Annotated in this window: 13 protein-coding genes; 4 read left to right on the top strand and 9 right to left on the bottom strand. The window is 72.1% G+C overall.

All coding sequences use genetic code 11. From position 1 onward, the window contains the following. Positions 1 to 157: 157 nt before the first annotated feature. The 7 genes from serC to ACIP79_RS21560 form a co-directional block, all read right to left on the bottom strand. Complete coding sequence (serC, locus tag ACIP79_RS21590; protein ID WP_401225626.1) at positions 158 to 1,276, bottom strand: phosphoserine transaminase; 1,119 nt, start codon at positions 1,274 to 1,276, stop codon at positions 158 to 160. A 104-nt stretch (positions 1,277 to 1,380) separates the two neighbouring features. Further along, on the bottom strand, positions 1,381 to 2,616 hold the full coding sequence (locus ACIP79_RS21585) for a cytochrome P450 (RefSeq protein ID WP_401225623.1): 1,236 nt from the start codon (positions 2,614 to 2,616) through the stop codon (positions 1,381 to 1,383). Then, positions 2,613 to 3,863: a cytochrome P450 gene (locus ACIP79_RS21580; RefSeq protein ID WP_401225621.1), complete on the bottom strand. Its 1,251-nt coding sequence runs from the start codon at positions 3,861 to 3,863 to the stop codon at positions 2,613 to 2,615. The genes ACIP79_RS21585 and ACIP79_RS21580 overlap by 4 nt, the downstream gene beginning before the upstream one ends. Beyond that, on the bottom strand, positions 3,860 to 4,534 hold the full coding sequence (locus tag ACIP79_RS21575) for a GTP-binding protein (RefSeq protein WP_401225619.1): 675 nt from the start codon (positions 4,532 to 4,534) through the stop codon (positions 3,860 to 3,862). The genes ACIP79_RS21580 and ACIP79_RS21575 overlap by 4 nt, the downstream gene beginning before the upstream one ends. Next, positions 4,515 to 4,862, bottom strand: a complete 348-nt coding sequence (locus ACIP79_RS21570; RefSeq protein ID WP_383678035.1) for a DUF742 domain-containing protein — start codon at positions 4,860 to 4,862, stop codon at positions 4,515 to 4,517. The genes ACIP79_RS21575 and ACIP79_RS21570 overlap by 20 nt, the downstream gene beginning before the upstream one ends. Next, positions 4,859 to 5,269 (bottom strand): roadblock/LC7 domain-containing protein, encoded by a 411-nt coding sequence (locus tag ACIP79_RS21565; RefSeq protein ID WP_383678037.1) that lies wholly within the window; start codon positions 5,267 to 5,269, stop codon positions 4,859 to 4,861. The genes ACIP79_RS21570 and ACIP79_RS21565 overlap by 4 nt, the downstream gene beginning before the upstream one ends. Further along, the gene (locus ACIP79_RS21560; RefSeq protein ID WP_401225617.1) at positions 5,266 to 6,987 is read right to left on the bottom strand and encodes an ATP-binding protein; all 1,722 of its coding nucleotides are present in this window, start codon (positions 6,985 to 6,987) and stop codon (positions 5,266 to 5,268) included. The genes ACIP79_RS21565 and ACIP79_RS21560 overlap by 4 nt, the downstream gene beginning before the upstream one ends. A gap of 227 nt (positions 6,988 to 7,214) precedes the next feature. On the opposite strand from ACIP79_RS21560, the gene ACIP79_RS21555 reads away from it, so the two are divergent. The 4 genes from ACIP79_RS21555 to ACIP79_RS21540 all read left to right on the top strand — a co-directional run bounded on the left by ACIP79_RS21555 (position 7,215) and on the right by ACIP79_RS21540 (position 14,247). Beyond that, entirely contained in the window at positions 7,215 to 10,421 is a 3,207-nt protein-coding gene (locus tag ACIP79_RS21555) for an FAD-binding and (Fe-S)-binding domain-containing protein (RefSeq protein WP_401225615.1), read from the top strand. A 174-nt stretch (positions 10,422 to 10,595) separates the two neighbouring features. Then, the gene (locus tag ACIP79_RS21550) at positions 10,596 to 11,720 is read left to right on the top strand and encodes a lipid II:glycine glycyltransferase FemX (protein ID WP_401225613.1); all 1,125 of its coding nucleotides are present in this window, start codon (positions 10,596 to 10,598) and stop codon (positions 11,718 to 11,720) included. A 138-nt stretch (positions 11,721 to 11,858) separates the two neighbouring features. Further along, a complete protein-coding gene (locus tag ACIP79_RS21545; protein WP_401225611.1) occupies positions 11,859 to 12,818 on the top strand; it encodes an EamA family transporter in 960 nt (319 codons plus the stop codon). Positions 12,819 to 13,386: 568 nt separating this feature from the next. Continuing rightward, positions 13,387 to 14,247, top strand: a complete 861-nt coding sequence (locus ACIP79_RS21540; protein ID WP_401225609.1) for an MBL fold metallo-hydrolase — start codon at positions 13,387 to 13,389, stop codon at positions 14,245 to 14,247. On the opposite strand, the gene ACIP79_RS21535 is transcribed toward ACIP79_RS21540, so the two are convergent. Together ACIP79_RS21535 and ACIP79_RS21530 are read right to left on the bottom strand one after the other, a co-directional pair. Next, positions 14,237 to 14,524 carry a DUF397 domain-containing protein gene (locus ACIP79_RS21535; protein WP_401225607.1) on the bottom strand — a complete coding sequence of 96 codons (288 nt, stop codon included), beginning with the start codon at positions 14,522 to 14,524 and terminating at the stop codon, positions 14,237 to 14,239. The two genes, ACIP79_RS21540 and ACIP79_RS21535, sit on opposite strands and share 11 nt — an antisense overlap. Beyond that, on the bottom strand, positions 14,484 to 15,332 hold the full coding sequence (locus ACIP79_RS21530) for a Scr1 family TA system antitoxin-like transcriptional regulator (protein ID WP_401225604.1): 849 nt from the start codon (positions 15,330 to 15,332) through the stop codon (positions 14,484 to 14,486). The genes ACIP79_RS21535 and ACIP79_RS21530 overlap by 41 nt, the downstream gene beginning before the upstream one ends. Positions 15,333 to 15,468: the final 136 nt, after the last annotated feature.

The raw sequence follows: 15,468 nt of genomic DNA, 5'->3' as shown, positions 1-15,468 counted from the left end.
TTCACCCCGCGGTGTTTTTGGGGGGGTTGGGGGGGTTTATCTTTCGGTTTTTTTTCGTGCGGGGGGGGTTTGGGGGTTTACTTAAATTGCCCCTTTGCGTAGTTTGGGGGGCCGGGAAGTTTACAGGTGCGGGGCGCCCCTCCGCGCGTGCAGACGGTTACAGCTTCTCGATCACGAAGTCGACGCAATTGGTGAGCGCCTCGACGTCCGCCGGGTCGATCGCCGGGAACATCGCGACGCGGAGCTGGTTGCGGCCGAGCTTGCGGTAGGGCTCGGTGTCGACGACGCCGTTGGCCCGCAGGACCTTGGCGACGGCCGCGGCGTCGATCTCGTCCGCGAAGTCGATCGTGCCGATGACCTGCGAGCGCTTGGCCGGGTCGGTGACGAACGGGGTGGCGTACTTGCTGTCCTCGGCCCAGCTGTAGAGGCGGGTCGAGGAGTCCTTCGTGCGGGCCGAGGACCAGGCGAGACCGCCCTGGCCGTTGATCCACTCCAGCTGCTCGTTGAGCAGGAACAGGGTGGCGAGGGCCGGGGTGTTGTACGTCTGGTTCTTGCGGGAGTTGTCGATCGCCGTGGGCAGCGAGAAGAACTCCGGGATGTGCCGGCCGCTCGCGTGGATCCGCTCGGCGCGCTCGATCGCGGCCGGGGAGAACACGCCGATCCACAGGCCGCCGTCGGAGGCGAAGGACTTCTGCGGGGCGAAGTAGTAGACGTCGGTCTCGGCGATGTCGACCGGGAGGCCGCCCGCGCCGGAGGTGGCGTCCACCAGGACGAGGGAGCCGTCGTCGGCGCCGGCCACCCGCTGGATGGGCGCGGCGACACCGGTGGAGGTCTCGTTGTGGGTGAACGCGTAGACGTCCACACCCGCCTCGGCGGCCGGATCGGGGTGGGTGCCCGGGTCGGAGGAGATCACGGTCGGCTCGGCCAGCCACGGGGCGAGCTTGGCGGCCTTCGCGAACTTGGAGCTGAACTCGCCGAAGGTGAGGTGCTGCGACTTGTTCTCGATGAGCCCGTGGGTCGCGATGTCCCAGAACGCGGTGGAGCCGCCGTTGCCGAGCACCACCTCGTACCCCTCGGGCAGCGAGAACAGCTCACGCACGCCCTCGCGCACCTTGCCGACCAGGTTCTTGACCGGCGCCTGGCGGTGGGACGTCCCGAGCAGAGAACTGCCGGTCGCCGCCAGGGCGTCCAGCGCCTCGGTCCGCACCTTGGAGGGGCCCGCGCCGAAACGACCGTCGGCGGGCTTGATGTCAGCGGGGATCTCGATATCAGCCACGACGGGGAGCCTAGCCGTTTCCGGAAACGCGGGTGAAACGTCGTCCGTCGGGTGAGACGGGGGCGGGCCGGGTCTCCGCGGGGAGGGCCGGACCGCCCCGCGCGTCAGTTACCCAGCCGCACCGGCAGCCCGAACAGGTCGTTCTGGGTCACCACCGGCTTGTTGCGGAGTTCGCCCGCCGGGACGGCCAGGTCGAGGTCGGGGAAGCGCTCGTAGAGGGCCGGGAGGGCTACTGCCGCTTCCAGGCGGGAGAGGGCGGCGCCGGGGCAGACGTGGGGGCCGTGGCCGAAGGAGATGTGCCGGTTCGGCGAGACGCGGGTGATGTCGAACTCGCCCGCGGAGGGGCCGTGGGCGATCTCGTCGCGGCCGATGGCGCCGTACGACACGATCAGCGCGTCCCCCGCGGGGATGACCCGGTCACCGACGGGAACGTCCTCCGTCGCGAAGCGGATCAGGACGTGCGAGGTGGGCGTGGAGTAGCGCAGGGTCTCCTCGACCACGGCGGACCAGTCGGCCCCGCCGGAGAGGACCAGGGCGCGCTGGTCGGGGTGGAGCGACAGGTTGACCACCGCGTTGACGATGAGGGAGATCGTCGTCTCGTGGCCCGCCGCGACCATCAGCTGGAGGGTGGAGACGATCTCCGCGTCGGTGAGGTGGTCGCCGTTCTCGGAGGCGAGGATCAGCGCGGACGTGAGGTCGTCGCCCGGCTCCGCGCGCTTGGCGGCGACCGTCTCGGCCATGATCCCGGCCAGCTCGGTGAGCGTGGCGATGACCTCCGCGGGCGGGGTCTGCGTCGAGAAGAACTTCTCGAAGAGCTCCTTGAGCCGCGGCAGCTTCGCCTCGTCGATGCCCATCAGGTCGGCGATGACGTACATGGGCAGCGGGTAGGCGAACTCGGCCTTCAGGTCGACGATCCCGTCCGGTCCCGCCGGAGCCAGGTCGTCCAGCAGGCCCGCCGTCAGCTTGGCGATCCGGTCCCGCATCCGCTCCACCCGGCGCGGCGTCAGCGCCTGCGCCACCAGCGTCCGCATCCGGCGATGGTCCGCGCCGTCCACCGTGAGCATGGAACGGCCGGGGTTCGCGAGCCCGATCAGCGGCCAGTCCGCGGCTATCTCGCCGCGCTGCCAGGCACCCCAGACGTTGATGTCCTTCACCAGCCGCGGATCGGTCAGCAGCTTCTTCGCCTCGGCGTGATGCGTGACGGCCCACACCGGTACACCGCCGGGCAGGTCCACGGCGGCCAGCGGACCCGCCGCGCGCAGCCTGGCGCTCTCGCCCTCCAGGTCGGAGACGAACGGGTCCAGGACGATCCGGGTCTGTTCGGTGCCGGTGGTGGTCATACGGAGGTACCTCCAAGGGCCGGGGTGGGAGTGAAGCGCACGGGCAGTTCGGTCAGACCCCGCAGCCACGGGGAGGGCCGCCGGGTCAGCGCCTCGGCGGGTACGGCCAGGTCGATGTCCGGCAGCCGGTCCAGTACGACCTCGATGCCGGTCCGCGCGATGACCTCCGCGACCTCCTGCGCCGGGAACGGACAGCGGTGTTCGCCGTGGCCGAAGGAGAAGTGCGCGTTGTTGCCGCCGGTCAGGGCGGAGCCGTCGGTGCGCACCTGCGGGTCGGAGTTGGCGCCCTGGAGGCCGAGGATCAGCATGTCCCCTGAGCGGATGCGGCGCCCGCCGAGCTGGGTGTCGCGGGAGGCCCAGCGTCCCGCGATGTTCTGCGAGGGCGTGTCCTCCCACAGGACCTCGTTCATCGCCTCGGCGACGCTGTGCCGGCCGCCGAACAGCGAAGCGGCGAACCGGTCGTCGGTGAGCATCAGGCGCAGCGAGTTGCCGATCCAGTCGGCGGTCGGCTGGTGGCCCGCGGCCAGCATGACCATCAGGTCCTGGACGATCTCCTCGTCCGTGAAGCCGGAGCCGCCGGTCGCCGCCTCCATGTCCCGTGCCGTCGCCAGCATGCGGCTGACCACGTCGTTCTCGGGCGCCGTCTTGCGGTCGGCGACCAACTGCGCCATGGAGAGGCCCAGATGCTGCTGCCCCGCGAGCGCGTCCGGGGTGCTGTTGATCATGGCGTTGAGGGCGCTGACCAGGCCGGGGCCCTGCTCGTCGGTGAAGCCGAAGAGGGTCGCGAGGACCCGGACGGGCAGCAGGGCCGCGTAGTCCGCGATGATGTCCGTCTCGCCCTTGGCGCTCACCGCGTCGATCAGCTCGTCGGCGAACTTCTCGGCGTGGCCGCGCAGTTCGAAGGGGTCCACGGCTTCGAGGGCGTCGCTGATCATCCCGGCGCGCTCGCGGTGGCGTTCGCCGACCGTGTAGAGGATCGAGGGCTGCTTGCGGCCGATCATCGGCAGCATCGGCCAGTCGTCCGGGATGTCAGGCCACTGGCTCCACAGATCCGAGTCCCGGCTGAACAGCACGGGATCGCCGGTGACCTGGTGCAGTTCGCGGTAGCCGACCACCAGCCAGGCCGGTACGTCGCCGTCGAGCAGCACCGGCACCACGGCACCGTGGTCGCGCCGCAGGTCCCGGTACAGCTCGGCGGGTTCGGAGTGGAACCGGGCCCCGGTGAGGGGTACGGGGGCGGAGGTCACAGGGCCAACTCCGGTGATTTGAGGGGGGTTTCGCCGTCATCCCCGGCCGCGCCGCGGGCGGCGTACAGGCTCTGGATGTGCTCGACCAGCGTGATCAGCACGCGCTTGGCGGACTCCCTTGAGCGGGCGTCGCAGTCGAGCAGCGGGATGTGCGGGTCGAGGTCGAGGGCCTCGCGGATCTGGGCGGGGGTGTGCGCGGTGCCGCCGAAGTCGTTGCAGGCCACGATGAACGGTGTGCCGTGGTGCTCAAGGCGGTCGATGGCGTACCAGGAGTCGTCGATGCGCCGGGTGTCGACGAGGACGACCGCGCCGAGCGTGCCCGAGAACAGCCGGTCCCAGAGGAACCAGAACCGCTCCTGGCCCGGCGCGCCGAAGAGGTACAGCACGTTGCGGGTGTCGAGCGTGATGCGCCCGAAGTCGAAGGCGACGGTGGTCGCGGACTTGCCGCGCACCTCGCTGATGTCGTCGATCGCCTCGCCGGCCTGGGTCATCGTCTCCTCGGTGTTGAGGGGACGTATCTCGCTCACCGAGCGGACCAGTGTCGTCTTGCCGACCCCGAAACCGCCGACGACGACGATCTTGAGGCCGTTGTCGGCCGACGCGGAGAGGGGCGTACGGGTGTCGGAGCTTGCCGGCACGGGCGTACGAGCGTCAGAGGTTACGGAGTCCAACGAGCACCTGCTCCAGGATGTCGGGATCGGGAAGAGCGGCGGTGTGGGGGTGACGGGCGCTGACGCGGCCGTTGGCGAGGAGGTCGGAGAGCAGGATCTTGGTGATGCTCACCGGCAGCCGGAGTTCCGCCGCGAGTTCGACGACCGCCGTGGGCTGCTGGGCGGAGCGCAGGATCGTCGCGTGCTCCGACTGCATGCCCGCCGCCGGATCGCACTCGGCGACCACCAGCGTCACCAGGTCGAACGGGGCGTCGGGCGCGGACCGGCTGCGCCCTCCCGTGAGGGTGTACAGCCGGTCGGGCGCGTCGTCCCTGCCCGGACGGCTCATGAGGTGCGCGGCGGCGCGCTCAGGTGTTCGCCGAGCTGTTCCACGAGCTCGCTCATGTTGTGGCCGACCAGACCGGCGTCCGCGTCCTCGGCGGTGACCACCGCCAGGTGCGCGCCGTCGCCCGCCTCGACGATGAACAGGACCCCGCCGTAGAACTCGGCCATCGCGGACCGGACGCCTCCGCTGCCGTCGCCGAACTCCACGGAGGCACCGTGGGACAGCGACTGGATGCCGGCGGCGATCGCGGCGAGCTGGTCGGCCTGGTCGACCGAGAGCTCCGGGGTGCGGCACAGCTTCAGGCCGTCGCGGGAGAGCACGAGCGCGTGGCGTGTGCCCGGGGTGCGCTCAAGGAGACCCTCGATGAGCCAGGAGAGCTTCTCGTCAGCGGTGGTGGTACTGCCGGTCATGGAGTGGTGTGGCCTTTCGGGTGCGGGCGGGAGGGCGACTGCTGGGGTGACGGGGCGGCGGAGGCCTTGTCCCGTACCCCTTCTTTTTCGAGGTCTCCTTCGATGCGTTCGGCGTCCGCGGCACCCTGCGCCGCGCCGCGTACCGCCTGCCGGAAGCTGCTGAACCGGTCGCCGCGGGACTTGGCGGCATCGGCGGTACGGGGGTCGGGGTCGGCCGTCGGCGCGGTGCGGGCGCGGCTGCGCTCGGCGTGCGCGAGGGTGCGGCCGCGGCGGCGCTTGGGGAGGCCGCCGGTCGGCGCGGCGTCCGGCTCGTGCCGCGGTGAGTCGTGGGTGGGCAGGGGCTCCGGGTCGAGGTCGGCGGAGGCGCGGGCCGCGGCGTACGACGGTTCCGGGAGCGGCTCGGCGGCCGTCGGCGCGGTCTGGGCGTTCCCGGTCCCGGCGTCGACGATTCCGGTCCCGGTCCCGGCGTCGGCGGGCAGCGGGACGGCCGAGAGGGTGAGGAGATCCTGGGGGACCAGCATGAGGACGCCCGTGCCGCCGCGCGCGGAGGGCCGGAAGGACACCCTCAGGCCGTGCTTGAGGGCGAGCCTGCCGACCACGGCGAGGCCGAGCCGGGTGCCGGTGAGGCCGCCCAGTTCGACGCCCTCGCCTGCCACCGCGCGTTCGGCGCGGCGGAGTTGGACGTCACCCATGACCAGGCCGCTGTCCTCGACCGAGATGATGACGCCGGCCGGGACCTCCTCGACGTACACGTGCACTTCAGCGGTCGGCGGGGAGAAGTTCGCGGCGTTGTCGAGGAGTTCGGCGAGCGCGTGCATCACGCCCTCGGCGGCGTGCCCGGCGACGGCGGCCTCGCTCGCGGAGTGGATGCGGACCCGCTGGTAACCGCCGATGCGGCCCATGGCGCCGCGCAGGATCGACTCCATGACGATGGGCCGCGCCCAACGGCGGCCCGAGCGGGCGCCGGAGAGGATGGCGACGGAGTCGGCGAGCCGGCCCGCCTGCGCGGTGCGGTGGTCGAGGTGCAGCAGGTCGGCGAGGACCTCCTCGTCGGAGTGCCGCTCCTCCATGGCGCGCAGGTCGGCGAGCATGCCGGTGGACAGGGCCTGCATCCGGCCGGCCGCGTTGGCGGTCGAGGCGAGCGCGGCGGCGCGGTCACCGACGGCCTGCCGGGCGCGCTCGGCCAGTCGGGTGTTCTCCGCGGTGAGGCGGTCGCGTTCGTCGGTGAGCCGCTGCCGTTCGGCGGCGAACTCCTCGGCGAGGCGCGCGCGTTCCTGCGCGGCGGCCTCGGTCAGCCGGTCCCGCTCGCGCGCCGCGGTGTCCCGCAGGTGTACGCGCTCCAGGGCCGACGCCTCGGTCAGCCTGGTCCGTTCGCGGGCGACGTCGCCGGTCAGCCTGGCCTGTTCCTGGTTGAACTCTTCGGTCAGCCGGGCCCGTTCCTGGAGGAGCCGTCCGGCGTCCTGGGTCACGGTGTCGAGGCGACGGCGCAGCAGTCGCGAGGTCAGTACGGCGTGGGCGGCGACGGCGACGGCCGCGCACAGCAGTACGGCGGCGGCGCCCGCGCCCCAGGCGAGGGGGGCGCGCACCGAACCGGGGGCCAGATATACCGCGCCGACGACGGCGAGCGCGGCGGGGACTGCGGTGATCAAAGGAGCGGGCGCCACGGCGCGAAGGGTGGGTCGTTCGCCGGGGGGGATGGGCGCGGTTGGCGCGGTCATTAATCGTGTCCTCGGTCGTGTCCTGGGCGAGGGTCCTGGGAGCGAGGTTCCTGGGCGAGAAGCGACACCTGGTGCTCAACTGACGGTCACTATATGAGAGTTCGTGATCGGATTGGGAAGGTTCTTTGTTCCAGGTCACGTAAAAACGCCATGATTCGAACACGTGAACGCCAGCGGCTCACTGTGACGCAACGGTCACTGTCAGTGGTCGGGGGCATCCTGGAGACATGACGGATCCAGCGGAACTGCGGGCCGGGTTGCGGAAGGCCGTGCGCGGCGAGGTCGCCTTCGGCGCGACGGCGCGGGCGCTGACCACCATGGACGCGTCCAACTACCGGCGCGTGCCGCTCGGCGTCGTCTCCCCGCGCGACGCCGAGGACGTGGCGGCGGCCCTCGCCGTGTGCCGGGCGCACGGGGTGCCGGTCGTGCCGCGCGGCGGCGGCACGTCGATCGCCGGGCAGGCCACCGGCACGGGTGTCGTCCTCGACTTCACCCGCCACATGAACCGGATCGTGTCGCTCGACCCCGACGCCCGTACGGCGGTGGTCCAGCCCGGTGTCGTACTGGACCGCCTCCAGGACGCCGCCGCCCCGCACGGCCTGCGCTTCGGCCCCGACCCTTCGACCCACAGCCGCTGCACCCTCGGCGGCATGATCGGCAACAACTCCTGCGGCTCCCACTCGGTCGCCTGGGGCACGACGGCGGACAGCGTGCGGGAGCTGTCGGTGATCACCGGCCAGGGCGCGGCCGTCCGGCTCGGCCAGGACTGGGCCGGTGCCCCCGACGGCCTCCGGCCCCTGGTGGAGGGCGAGTTGGCGCGGCTGCGCACGGGCTTCCCCGACCTCCCGCGCCGGATCTCCGGGTACGCGCTTGACGCACTCCTCCCCGAGCGGGGCGCGGACGTGGCCCGTTCCTTCTGCGGCTCCGAGGGCACGCTCGGGTTGCTGACCGAGGCCGTCGTGGGACTGGTCGAGGCGCCGCCCGCGCGGGCGCTGGCCGTGCTGGCGTACCCGGACGAGAGCGCGGCGGCGGAGGCGGCGGCCGGACTGCTTCCGCACGGCCCGCTCACGGTGGAGGGGATGGCCGCCGATCTCGTACGGGCCGACGCGAGGCTGCCCAGGGGCGGGGCCTGGCTCTTCGTGGAGACGGGCGGCGCGGACCCGGCCCAGGCACGCGCGCGCGGCGACGCGATCGTGCGGGCCGCCGCGGTCACCGACTCCCTCGTGGTCACCGACCCCGCCGGGCAGCGCGCCCTGTGGCGGCTGCGCGAGGACGCCAGCGGCACGGCGACCCGGATGCCGGACGGCACCGAGGCCTGGCCCGGCTGGGAGGACTGCGCGGTGCCGCCCGCCCGGCTCGGGCCCTATCTCCGTGACTTTCGCGCCCTGTTGACGGCCCACGGGCTGCGCGGGGCGCCGTACGGGCACTTCGGCGACGGCTGCATCCACGTACGCATCGACTTCGACCTGGTGACTCCCGCCGGCGTCGCCCGCTTCCGGCGTTTCTCGGAGGAACTCGCCGAGGTCGTCGTGTCCCACGGGGGCTCGTTGTCGGGCGAGCACGGGGACGGGCAGGCGCGGGCCGAGTTGCTGCCGAGGATGTACGGCGAGGAGATGGTGGGCCTCTTCGAGCGGGTCAAGGGCGTCTGGGACCCGGAGGACCTGCTCAACCCGGGGATGCTGGTGCGGCCCCACCGGCTCGACGAGAACCTGCGGTTCGCGGTGCTGCCCAGCGAGCCGGTGGACGTGGCCTTCGGCTATCCGGCGGACGGCGGCGACTTCTCGGCGGCGGTACGGCGATGTGTGGGCGTCGCCAAGTGCCGTACGGCCACGGGGTCCGGGGCGGACGTCATGTGCCCCTCGTTCCGGGCGACCGGCGAGGAGGAGCACTCCACGCGGGGGCGGGCCCGGCTGCTCCACGAGATGCTCGCGGGCGAGGTCGTGACCGACGGCTGGCGCTCGACGGAGGTCCGCGACGCGCTGGACCTCTGCCTCTCCTGCAAGGGGTGCAGGTCCGACTGCCCCGTAGGCGTCGACATGGCCACGTACAAGGCGGAGTTCCTCCACCACCACTACGCCGGGCGCCGCCGTCCCGCGGCCCACTACGCCATGGGGTGGCTGCCGGTGTGGCTCGGGGCCGTCGCCAGGACTCGCACGGCGCGGCTCGTCAACTGCCTCGCTTCCGTACGGCTGTTGGCCGCCGTGGCCAAGCGGCTGGGCGGGATCGCGCCCGAGCGGGGGATTCCGCCGGTGGCGCGGGAGACCTTCAGCCGGTGGTGGTCGCGGAGGTTCCGGGCGCGGGTCCGGGGGTTCGTGCGGGATGCCAGGAGGGGGGTACGGAGGCCTTTCCCGGGCTTCGGGACGGGCGCGGGCGCCGACGCCGGTCCCGGCGGCCAGGTCGTCGTCCTGTGGCCGGACACCTTCACCGAACACCTCTCACCGTCCGTGGGCCGCGCCGCCGTCGACGTCCTGGAGGCGGCGGGCCTGACGGTGCTGCTGCCACCGACGAGGGCGATGAGGTTCACGCTGGCGGGGGAGTGGGCGGGCGGGACGGGAACAGGTGGAACGGGGCTGGAGAGAACGGGCTTGGCGGGAAGGGGAGTGGCGGGAGGGGGACTTGGGGACGGGGGTGGGGGGTCGCGGGGGCTCGGTGGGGCCGGGGTGTCGCGGGGGCCGAGTGGTGGTGGGGGGTTGCGGTCGCCGGTCGGGGACGGGGACGGTTCCGGGCTGTCGCGCGGTGTCGGTGGGGCCGGGGTGTCGCGGTCGCCGGTCGGGGACGGGGTCACCAAGGGTCTGCCCGGGATCCGCGCCGTACTGCCGCGACGCCGGCACCGTGTCTGCTGCGGCCTCACCTACGTCTCGACCGGCCAGCTCGACCGCGCCCGCACGGTGATGCGCCGCACGCTGGACCTGATGGAGCCCTACCTGGAGATGGGCACCCCGGTGGTCGTCCTGGAACCGAGCTGCGCCGCCGCCCTGCGCACCGACCTGCCTGAGCTGCTGCCCGGAGATCCGCGGGCGGCGCGCCTGGCAGCCGCGGTGACGACGTTCGCGCAGGCGCTGGAGCGGCACGCCCCGCACTGGACGCCGCCCCGCCTGGACCGCCCGGTCGTCGGCCAGACCCACTGCCACCAGCACGCGGTCCTCGGCGACACCGCCGACCGCCGGCTGCGCGAGGCGGCGGGCCTGACCGGCACCCTGGCGGGCGGCTGCTGCGGCGTCGCGGGCAACTTCGGCTTCGAGAAGGGCCACTACGAGGTGTCGACGGCCTGCGCCGAGGAGCAACTCCTCCCGGCGGTGCGGGCCGCCCCCGACGGCGCGGCGATCCTGGCGGACGGCTTCTCCTGCCGCACCCAGCTCGACCAGCTGGCGGGTGAAAGGGGACGGCACCTGGCGGAGCTGCTCGCCGAGGGGCTGAACGGGGGTGAGGGCTGAACGGGGTGAGAGCTGAAGCGGCTCGGCCTCCCGGGCATCGCCCGTCAGTACGCTGACACCTCCACCGACCCGCTGCACCTCACCGACCGGTGCACCCCCCGACCCGCAGCCCTCACCAACCCGCTGCACCCCCACCAATCAGCTGCACCCCCCAACCCGAGGAGCCGCACGCGCATGAGCCTCCGTCTTCAGGCCATCACCCGGGACGAGCACCTGGCCTTCGTAAGGAGCCGTCCGTCCGCCAGCCATATGCAGGTGCCGTCCTGGGGTGACGTGAAGCCGGACTGGCGCGCGGAGAGCCTGGGCTGGTTCGACGGCCAGGGGCGGATCGTCGGGGCGGGGCTGGTGCTGATGCGGCCGTTGCCGAAGATCAAGCGGTACCTCGCCTACCTGCCCGAGGGCCCGGTCATCGACTGGCACGCGGCCGACCTCGAACGCTGGCTCGATCCGATGCTGGCCCACCTGAAGGAGCGCGGCGCGTTCACGGTGAAGATGGGGCCGCCCGTGGTCGTGCGCCGGTGGAGCGCGGACGCGGTCAAGGCGGCGATCGCCGATCCGGCGGCGCGACGGCTGGGAGACGCGGAGGCGACGACGTACGAACCGGCCGCCTTCGAGGTCGCGGACCGGCTCCGCCGGATGGGCTGGCAGCGGACCGAGGCCGACAGCGAGGACGGGTTCGCGGCCGGGCAGCCGCGGTACGTGTTCCAGGTGCCGTTCGCCGGGCGGTCGCTGGAGGAGATCCAGCAGGGCCTCAACCAGCAGTGGCGGCGCAACATCAAGAAGGCCGACAAGGCCGGCGTGAAGGTGGTGCGCGGGGGCTACGACGACCTGCCCGCCTTCTACGAGCTGTACGCGGAGACGGCCGGACGCGACCGTTTCATCCCCCGGCCGCTGCCCTACTTCCAGCGGATGTGGAACGCCCTCACGGCCGAGGACCCGGACCGCATGCGCCTCTACCTCGCCCACCACGACGGCGAGATCCTCGCCGCGGCCACGATGCTGACCGTCGGCGGGCACGTCTGGTACTCCTACGGCGCCTCCACCAGCCGCCGCCGCGAGGTCCAGCCGAACAACGCCATCCAGTGGCGCATGATGACCGACGCCCACGAACTCGGCACCGCCGTCTACGACTTCCGCGGCATCACCGACACCCTCGACGAGAGCAACCACCTGCTCGGCCTGCTGCGCTTCAAGGTCGGCGCGGGCGGCGAGGCCGTCGAGTACCTCGGCGAGTGGGACTTCCCGCTCAACCGCGTCCTGCACAAGGCGCTGGATCTGTACATGTCCCGCCGGGGGTGACCCATCGCACCCGCCCTACCGCGCGGTAAGCGGTGAAAGGGATTCACAGTCCTGACGTAGTCCATTACCCTGGACTGGCAAGTGCAGCAGGATAGACGAACATCAGTGAACCCGACTTGAACTTCCTGGACGGCCTCCGTGAACCTCCCCAGCGCAGACGTGGCCACGACGACGACAGAACCCGCTGTCGCCGCGGCGGCAGCCGCATCCGCCGGAGGTTCCCGACGAACCGCACTCGGCCCGCTGGGGCTGGTGCTCGCCGGGGGCGTCTCGGTGCAGTTCGGCGGGGCGCTGGCGGTGACCCTGATGCCGCGGGTCGGGGCGCTCGGGGTCGTCAGCCTGCGGCTCGCGGTCGCGGCGATCGTGCTGCTCGTGGTCTGCCGGCCGAAGATGCGCGGGTACTCGCGCGCCGACTGGGGCACCATCGTCGTCTTCGGCGTCACGATGGCCGCGATGAACGGGCTGTTCTACCAGTCGGTCGACCGGATCCCGCTGGGCACCGCCGTCACCCTCGAAGTGCTCGGCCCGCTCGCCCTCTCCGTCCTCGCCTCCCGCCGCGCCCTGAACCTCCTCTGGGCCGGCCTCGCCCTCGGCGGCGTCTTCCTCCTCGGCGGCGGAGGCTTCGGCGACCTCGACCCGCTGGGCGTCGCCTTCGCCCTGTCCGCGGGCGCCATGTGGGCGACGTACATCGTCTTCAGCGCCCGTACGGGGCGACGCTTCCCGCAGGCTGACGGGCTCGCGCTCGCCATGGTGGTCGCGGCGGTGCTGTTCCTGCCGCTGGGGATCGCCGAGTCGGGCTCGAAGCTGCTCGTGCCGACGACGATCGCGCTGGGCGCCAGCGTGGCGGTCCTCTCCTCCGTCCTCCCCTACACCCTCGAACTCCTCGCCCTGCGCCGCCTCCCCGCCTCCACCTTCGCCATCCTCATGAGCCTCGAACCAGCCATCGCCGCCACCGCCGGCTTCCTCGTCCTCGACCAGTCCCTCTCCCTCGTACAGTCCTGCGCGATCGCCCTCGTCATCGCGGCGAGCATGGGCGCGGTGCGGACGCAGGTGGGGCGGGGGAAGGCGCGGGGGGTGGGGGCCGAGCAGGGGGTCTGAGCCGGCGTCGGGGTCTGCCGGATCGGGCGGGCCCGCCGGAACCGCGAACCGTTCCGCGAGCGATTTCGGCGGAAAGCGCGAACTGTTCCGCGAGGGATTCCACGGGAGCGAGCCCGGCACGGGCAGGGACGCGACGAAGGGACCGGCAAGCGTGAGCGTGTGGCATGCCGAAGCGGCGGGCGACGGACCGCTGATCTCCCGTCCGGAGCGCACCCCCGGGGCGCTCCGCGCGGCCTGTGCTGTCGTCGCCCCCCAGCTCCTGGCCGCCTACGACCAAGCCAAGGACCAGGCACTGGCCGAGGCGGTGGAACACGGTTCCCTCAAGCCATCCACGCGTACCTCCTCCACTGGGCCGCGCTCATCGAGATCGAGCGACACCCGGAGATCGCCAAGGCGTTCCACCGGACCGAGTACCTCGCCCAGGTGACGACCGAGCCGGACGAGGCTCGACGGCTTCTGACCACGACCAGCGGGATCTACCGCGACGCCGCTGCGGCGGTGCGCGACGCGTGACCTGACCCCGGTCGGCCAGGTCGGTCGTGAAGTCGGGCATGGCAGGATCGCGGCCATGTCGCTCACTGTTCCCCGGCTCCGGATCGGTTCGACCGAGATCATCGCTCTCGCGGACGGCGAGGGTCCGTTCTTCTCGTCGCGCGGGGAGGCGTTTCCCGAGGCCACGGGGGCTCAGTGGGCCGAGGCGGACCGTTTCGATCCGGGCGCGGTCGACGCCGAGGGGCGCTGGCGGCTTCAGTTCCGCGCGTACGCGATCCGGGGGGACAGGGGTCTCACCGTCGTGGACGCCGGGATCGGTCCGGCGGACGGCCCGGCCGCCTCGTGGGCGCCGGTGCCCGGCGTGCTCCCCGAGTCGCTCGCCGCCGCGGGCATCGACCCGGCCGAGGTCGACACCGTGGTGCTCACGCATCTGCACACCGACCATGTCGGGTGGGCCGTCGTCACCGAGGCGGCCGTCCCGTCAGAGGCCGGCGGCGCCCCTTCCTCCGGCAGCGCGGTCAGCGTCCGGCGCCCGTACTTCCCGAACGCCGAATATCTGCTCCAGCGGGCCGAGTTCGACGCCCTCGACGCGTTGAACCCGCAGCTCCGTGAGACCCTCACCGACCCGCTCGCCGCGGCCGGCCGGCTCCGCCTCCTCGACGGGGACACACCCCTTCGCACCGGGCGCGTGCTCGCCACGCCCGGTCACACGCCGGGCCACCAGAGCGTGCTGGTCGCCGAAGGACGCGAGTTGGCGCTCGTCACCGGCGACCTCCTGGTGCACGCGCTCCAGCTGCTCCACCCCGAGCTCGCCTACGCACACGAGGTCGACCCCGCGGCGGCCAGACGCTCACGGGAACGCATGCTCAACCACGAGACCGCCACCACGCTGCACCTGGCGACACCGCATCTGACGGAGCCGTTCATCACGGCGTGATCGCGAACGCGCTTCCCGCTGCCGCCGTCACGAACGCCCCGAAGGCCTCCGGTGTGACCGTGAGCGCGCCGTGGGCCGGGTTCTTGGAGTCGCGGACGGCTATGTGGGGGGTGAGGTCGGCGACCTCGACGCAGTCGCCGCCGGTGTCTCCGCTGTACGAGGACTTGCGCCAGGCTGCGGTGCCGAGGGGGGCGCACTCGACGCACTGGCCGCCGGTGTCGGAGCTGTACGACGACTTACGCCACGTCGCGCCGGTCGAGTTCCGGTTCGTTGCCATAACGCTCCTCCATAACGCGGGCGATCAAGGCGGCCGAGTCCTCCAAGGAGAGGGCGGTGGCCTGTAGTTGATCGTATCGGAGTGAGCCCTCCTTGATGGCCTCCGGATTGGCCGTCATGTGCCCCTGCACGAAGTCTTCGGTGTAGACGATGTCGGGGTCGTCGTCGAAGCGCAGGACGGTGAAGGTGCCCGGCAGGCCAGCGTGTTCCCCGGCCTCGAAGGGCAGGATCTGCACCTTCAGCCACGGTCGCCGCGTCAAGGACAACAGGTGGGTGAGTTGCTCCCGCATCACTTCCCGGCCCCCGATCTCCTGGTGCAGCACCGCCTCGCTGAGCACGACCCAGAGCGACGGGGGATGCGCGCGCTCCAGGACGCGCTGCCGTTCCGTCCGCGCCGCGACCCTGGCGTCCAGGCCCTCGTCGTTGCGCGCGCCGAGCACCGCTCGCGCGTAGCCCTTCGTCTGCAACAGACCATCCACCAACTGCGCCTGGAACGTGGAGATGTACGTCGCCCGCGCCTCCATCTCCGCATACGGCTGGAACCAGTACGGCAGTTGACTCCGGAGCACCAGCCCCACCAGCCGCGAGAACAACCCGTCCGTCCCCAGCGCCGCGTCCGCCCGCTCGGCGAAATCGCGGGTCGGGACCTTCTTGGCGGTCTCGATCTGCCCGATCAGGGACCCCGTGCAGAAGATGCAGCTGCCCAACTGGGCCTGCTTGAGCCCCGCCGACTCGCGAGCGCGGCGCAGTTCGCTTCCGAAGTAGTCCAACGCCGACGCACTGGGATCGAGTTCGCGGATGTTCACCATGGGACGGCCTCCCCGGGTCGAAACGCCCGATGGCGTTGACTTCGCTCTGTCGCTGAGAGTAGCGACTCGCGCGCGTTCCGTGGCGTAAATCAATAATGCAAGCACGCTTGCTTGTTTCTGGATGCGCTGCCATGCT

Source organism: Streptomyces sp. NPDC088747, assembly GCF_044751025.1.
GTDB lineage: Bacteria > Actinomycetota > Actinomycetes > Streptomycetales > Streptomycetaceae > Streptomyces.
The sequence above is the reverse complement of the archived record's forward strand: the minus strand, read 5'-3'. Positions and strand labels throughout refer to the sequence as shown.

Bases quoted from the DNA above. Each gene is read 5' to 3' on its own strand.
- ACIP79_RS21585 (WP_401225623.1), bottom strand. From the start codon at position 2,616: ATGACCACCACCGGCACCGAACAGACCCGGATCGTCCTGGACCCGTTC.
- ACIP79_RS21570 (WP_383678035.1), bottom strand. From the start codon at position 4,862: ATGAGCCGTCCGGGCAGGGACGACGCGCCCGACCGGCTGTACACCCTC.
- ACIP79_RS21565 (WP_383678037.1), bottom strand. From the start codon at position 5,269: ATGACCGGCAGTACCACCACCGCTGACGAGAAGCTCTCCTGGCTCATC.
- ACIP79_RS21560 (WP_401225617.1), bottom strand. From the start codon at position 6,987: ATGACCGCGCCAACCGCGCCCATCCCCCCCGGCGAACGACCCACCCTT.
- ACIP79_RS21555 (WP_401225615.1), top strand. From the start codon at position 7,215: ATGACGGATCCAGCGGAACTGCGGGCCGGGTTGCGGAAGGCCGTGCGC.
- ACIP79_RS21550 (WP_401225613.1), top strand. From the start codon at position 10,596: ATGAGCCTCCGTCTTCAGGCCATCACCCGGGACGAGCACCTGGCCTTC.
- ACIP79_RS21540 (WP_401225609.1), top strand. From the start codon at position 13,387: ATGTCGCTCACTGTTCCCCGGCTCCGGATCGGTTCGACCGAGATCATC.
- ACIP79_RS21535 (WP_401225607.1), bottom strand. From the start codon at position 14,524: ATGGCAACGAACCGGAACTCGACCGGCGCGACGTGGCGTAAGTCGTCG.
- ACIP79_RS21530 (WP_401225604.1), bottom strand. From the start codon at position 15,332: ATGGTGAACATCCGCGAACTCGATCCCAGTGCGTCGGCGTTGGACTAC.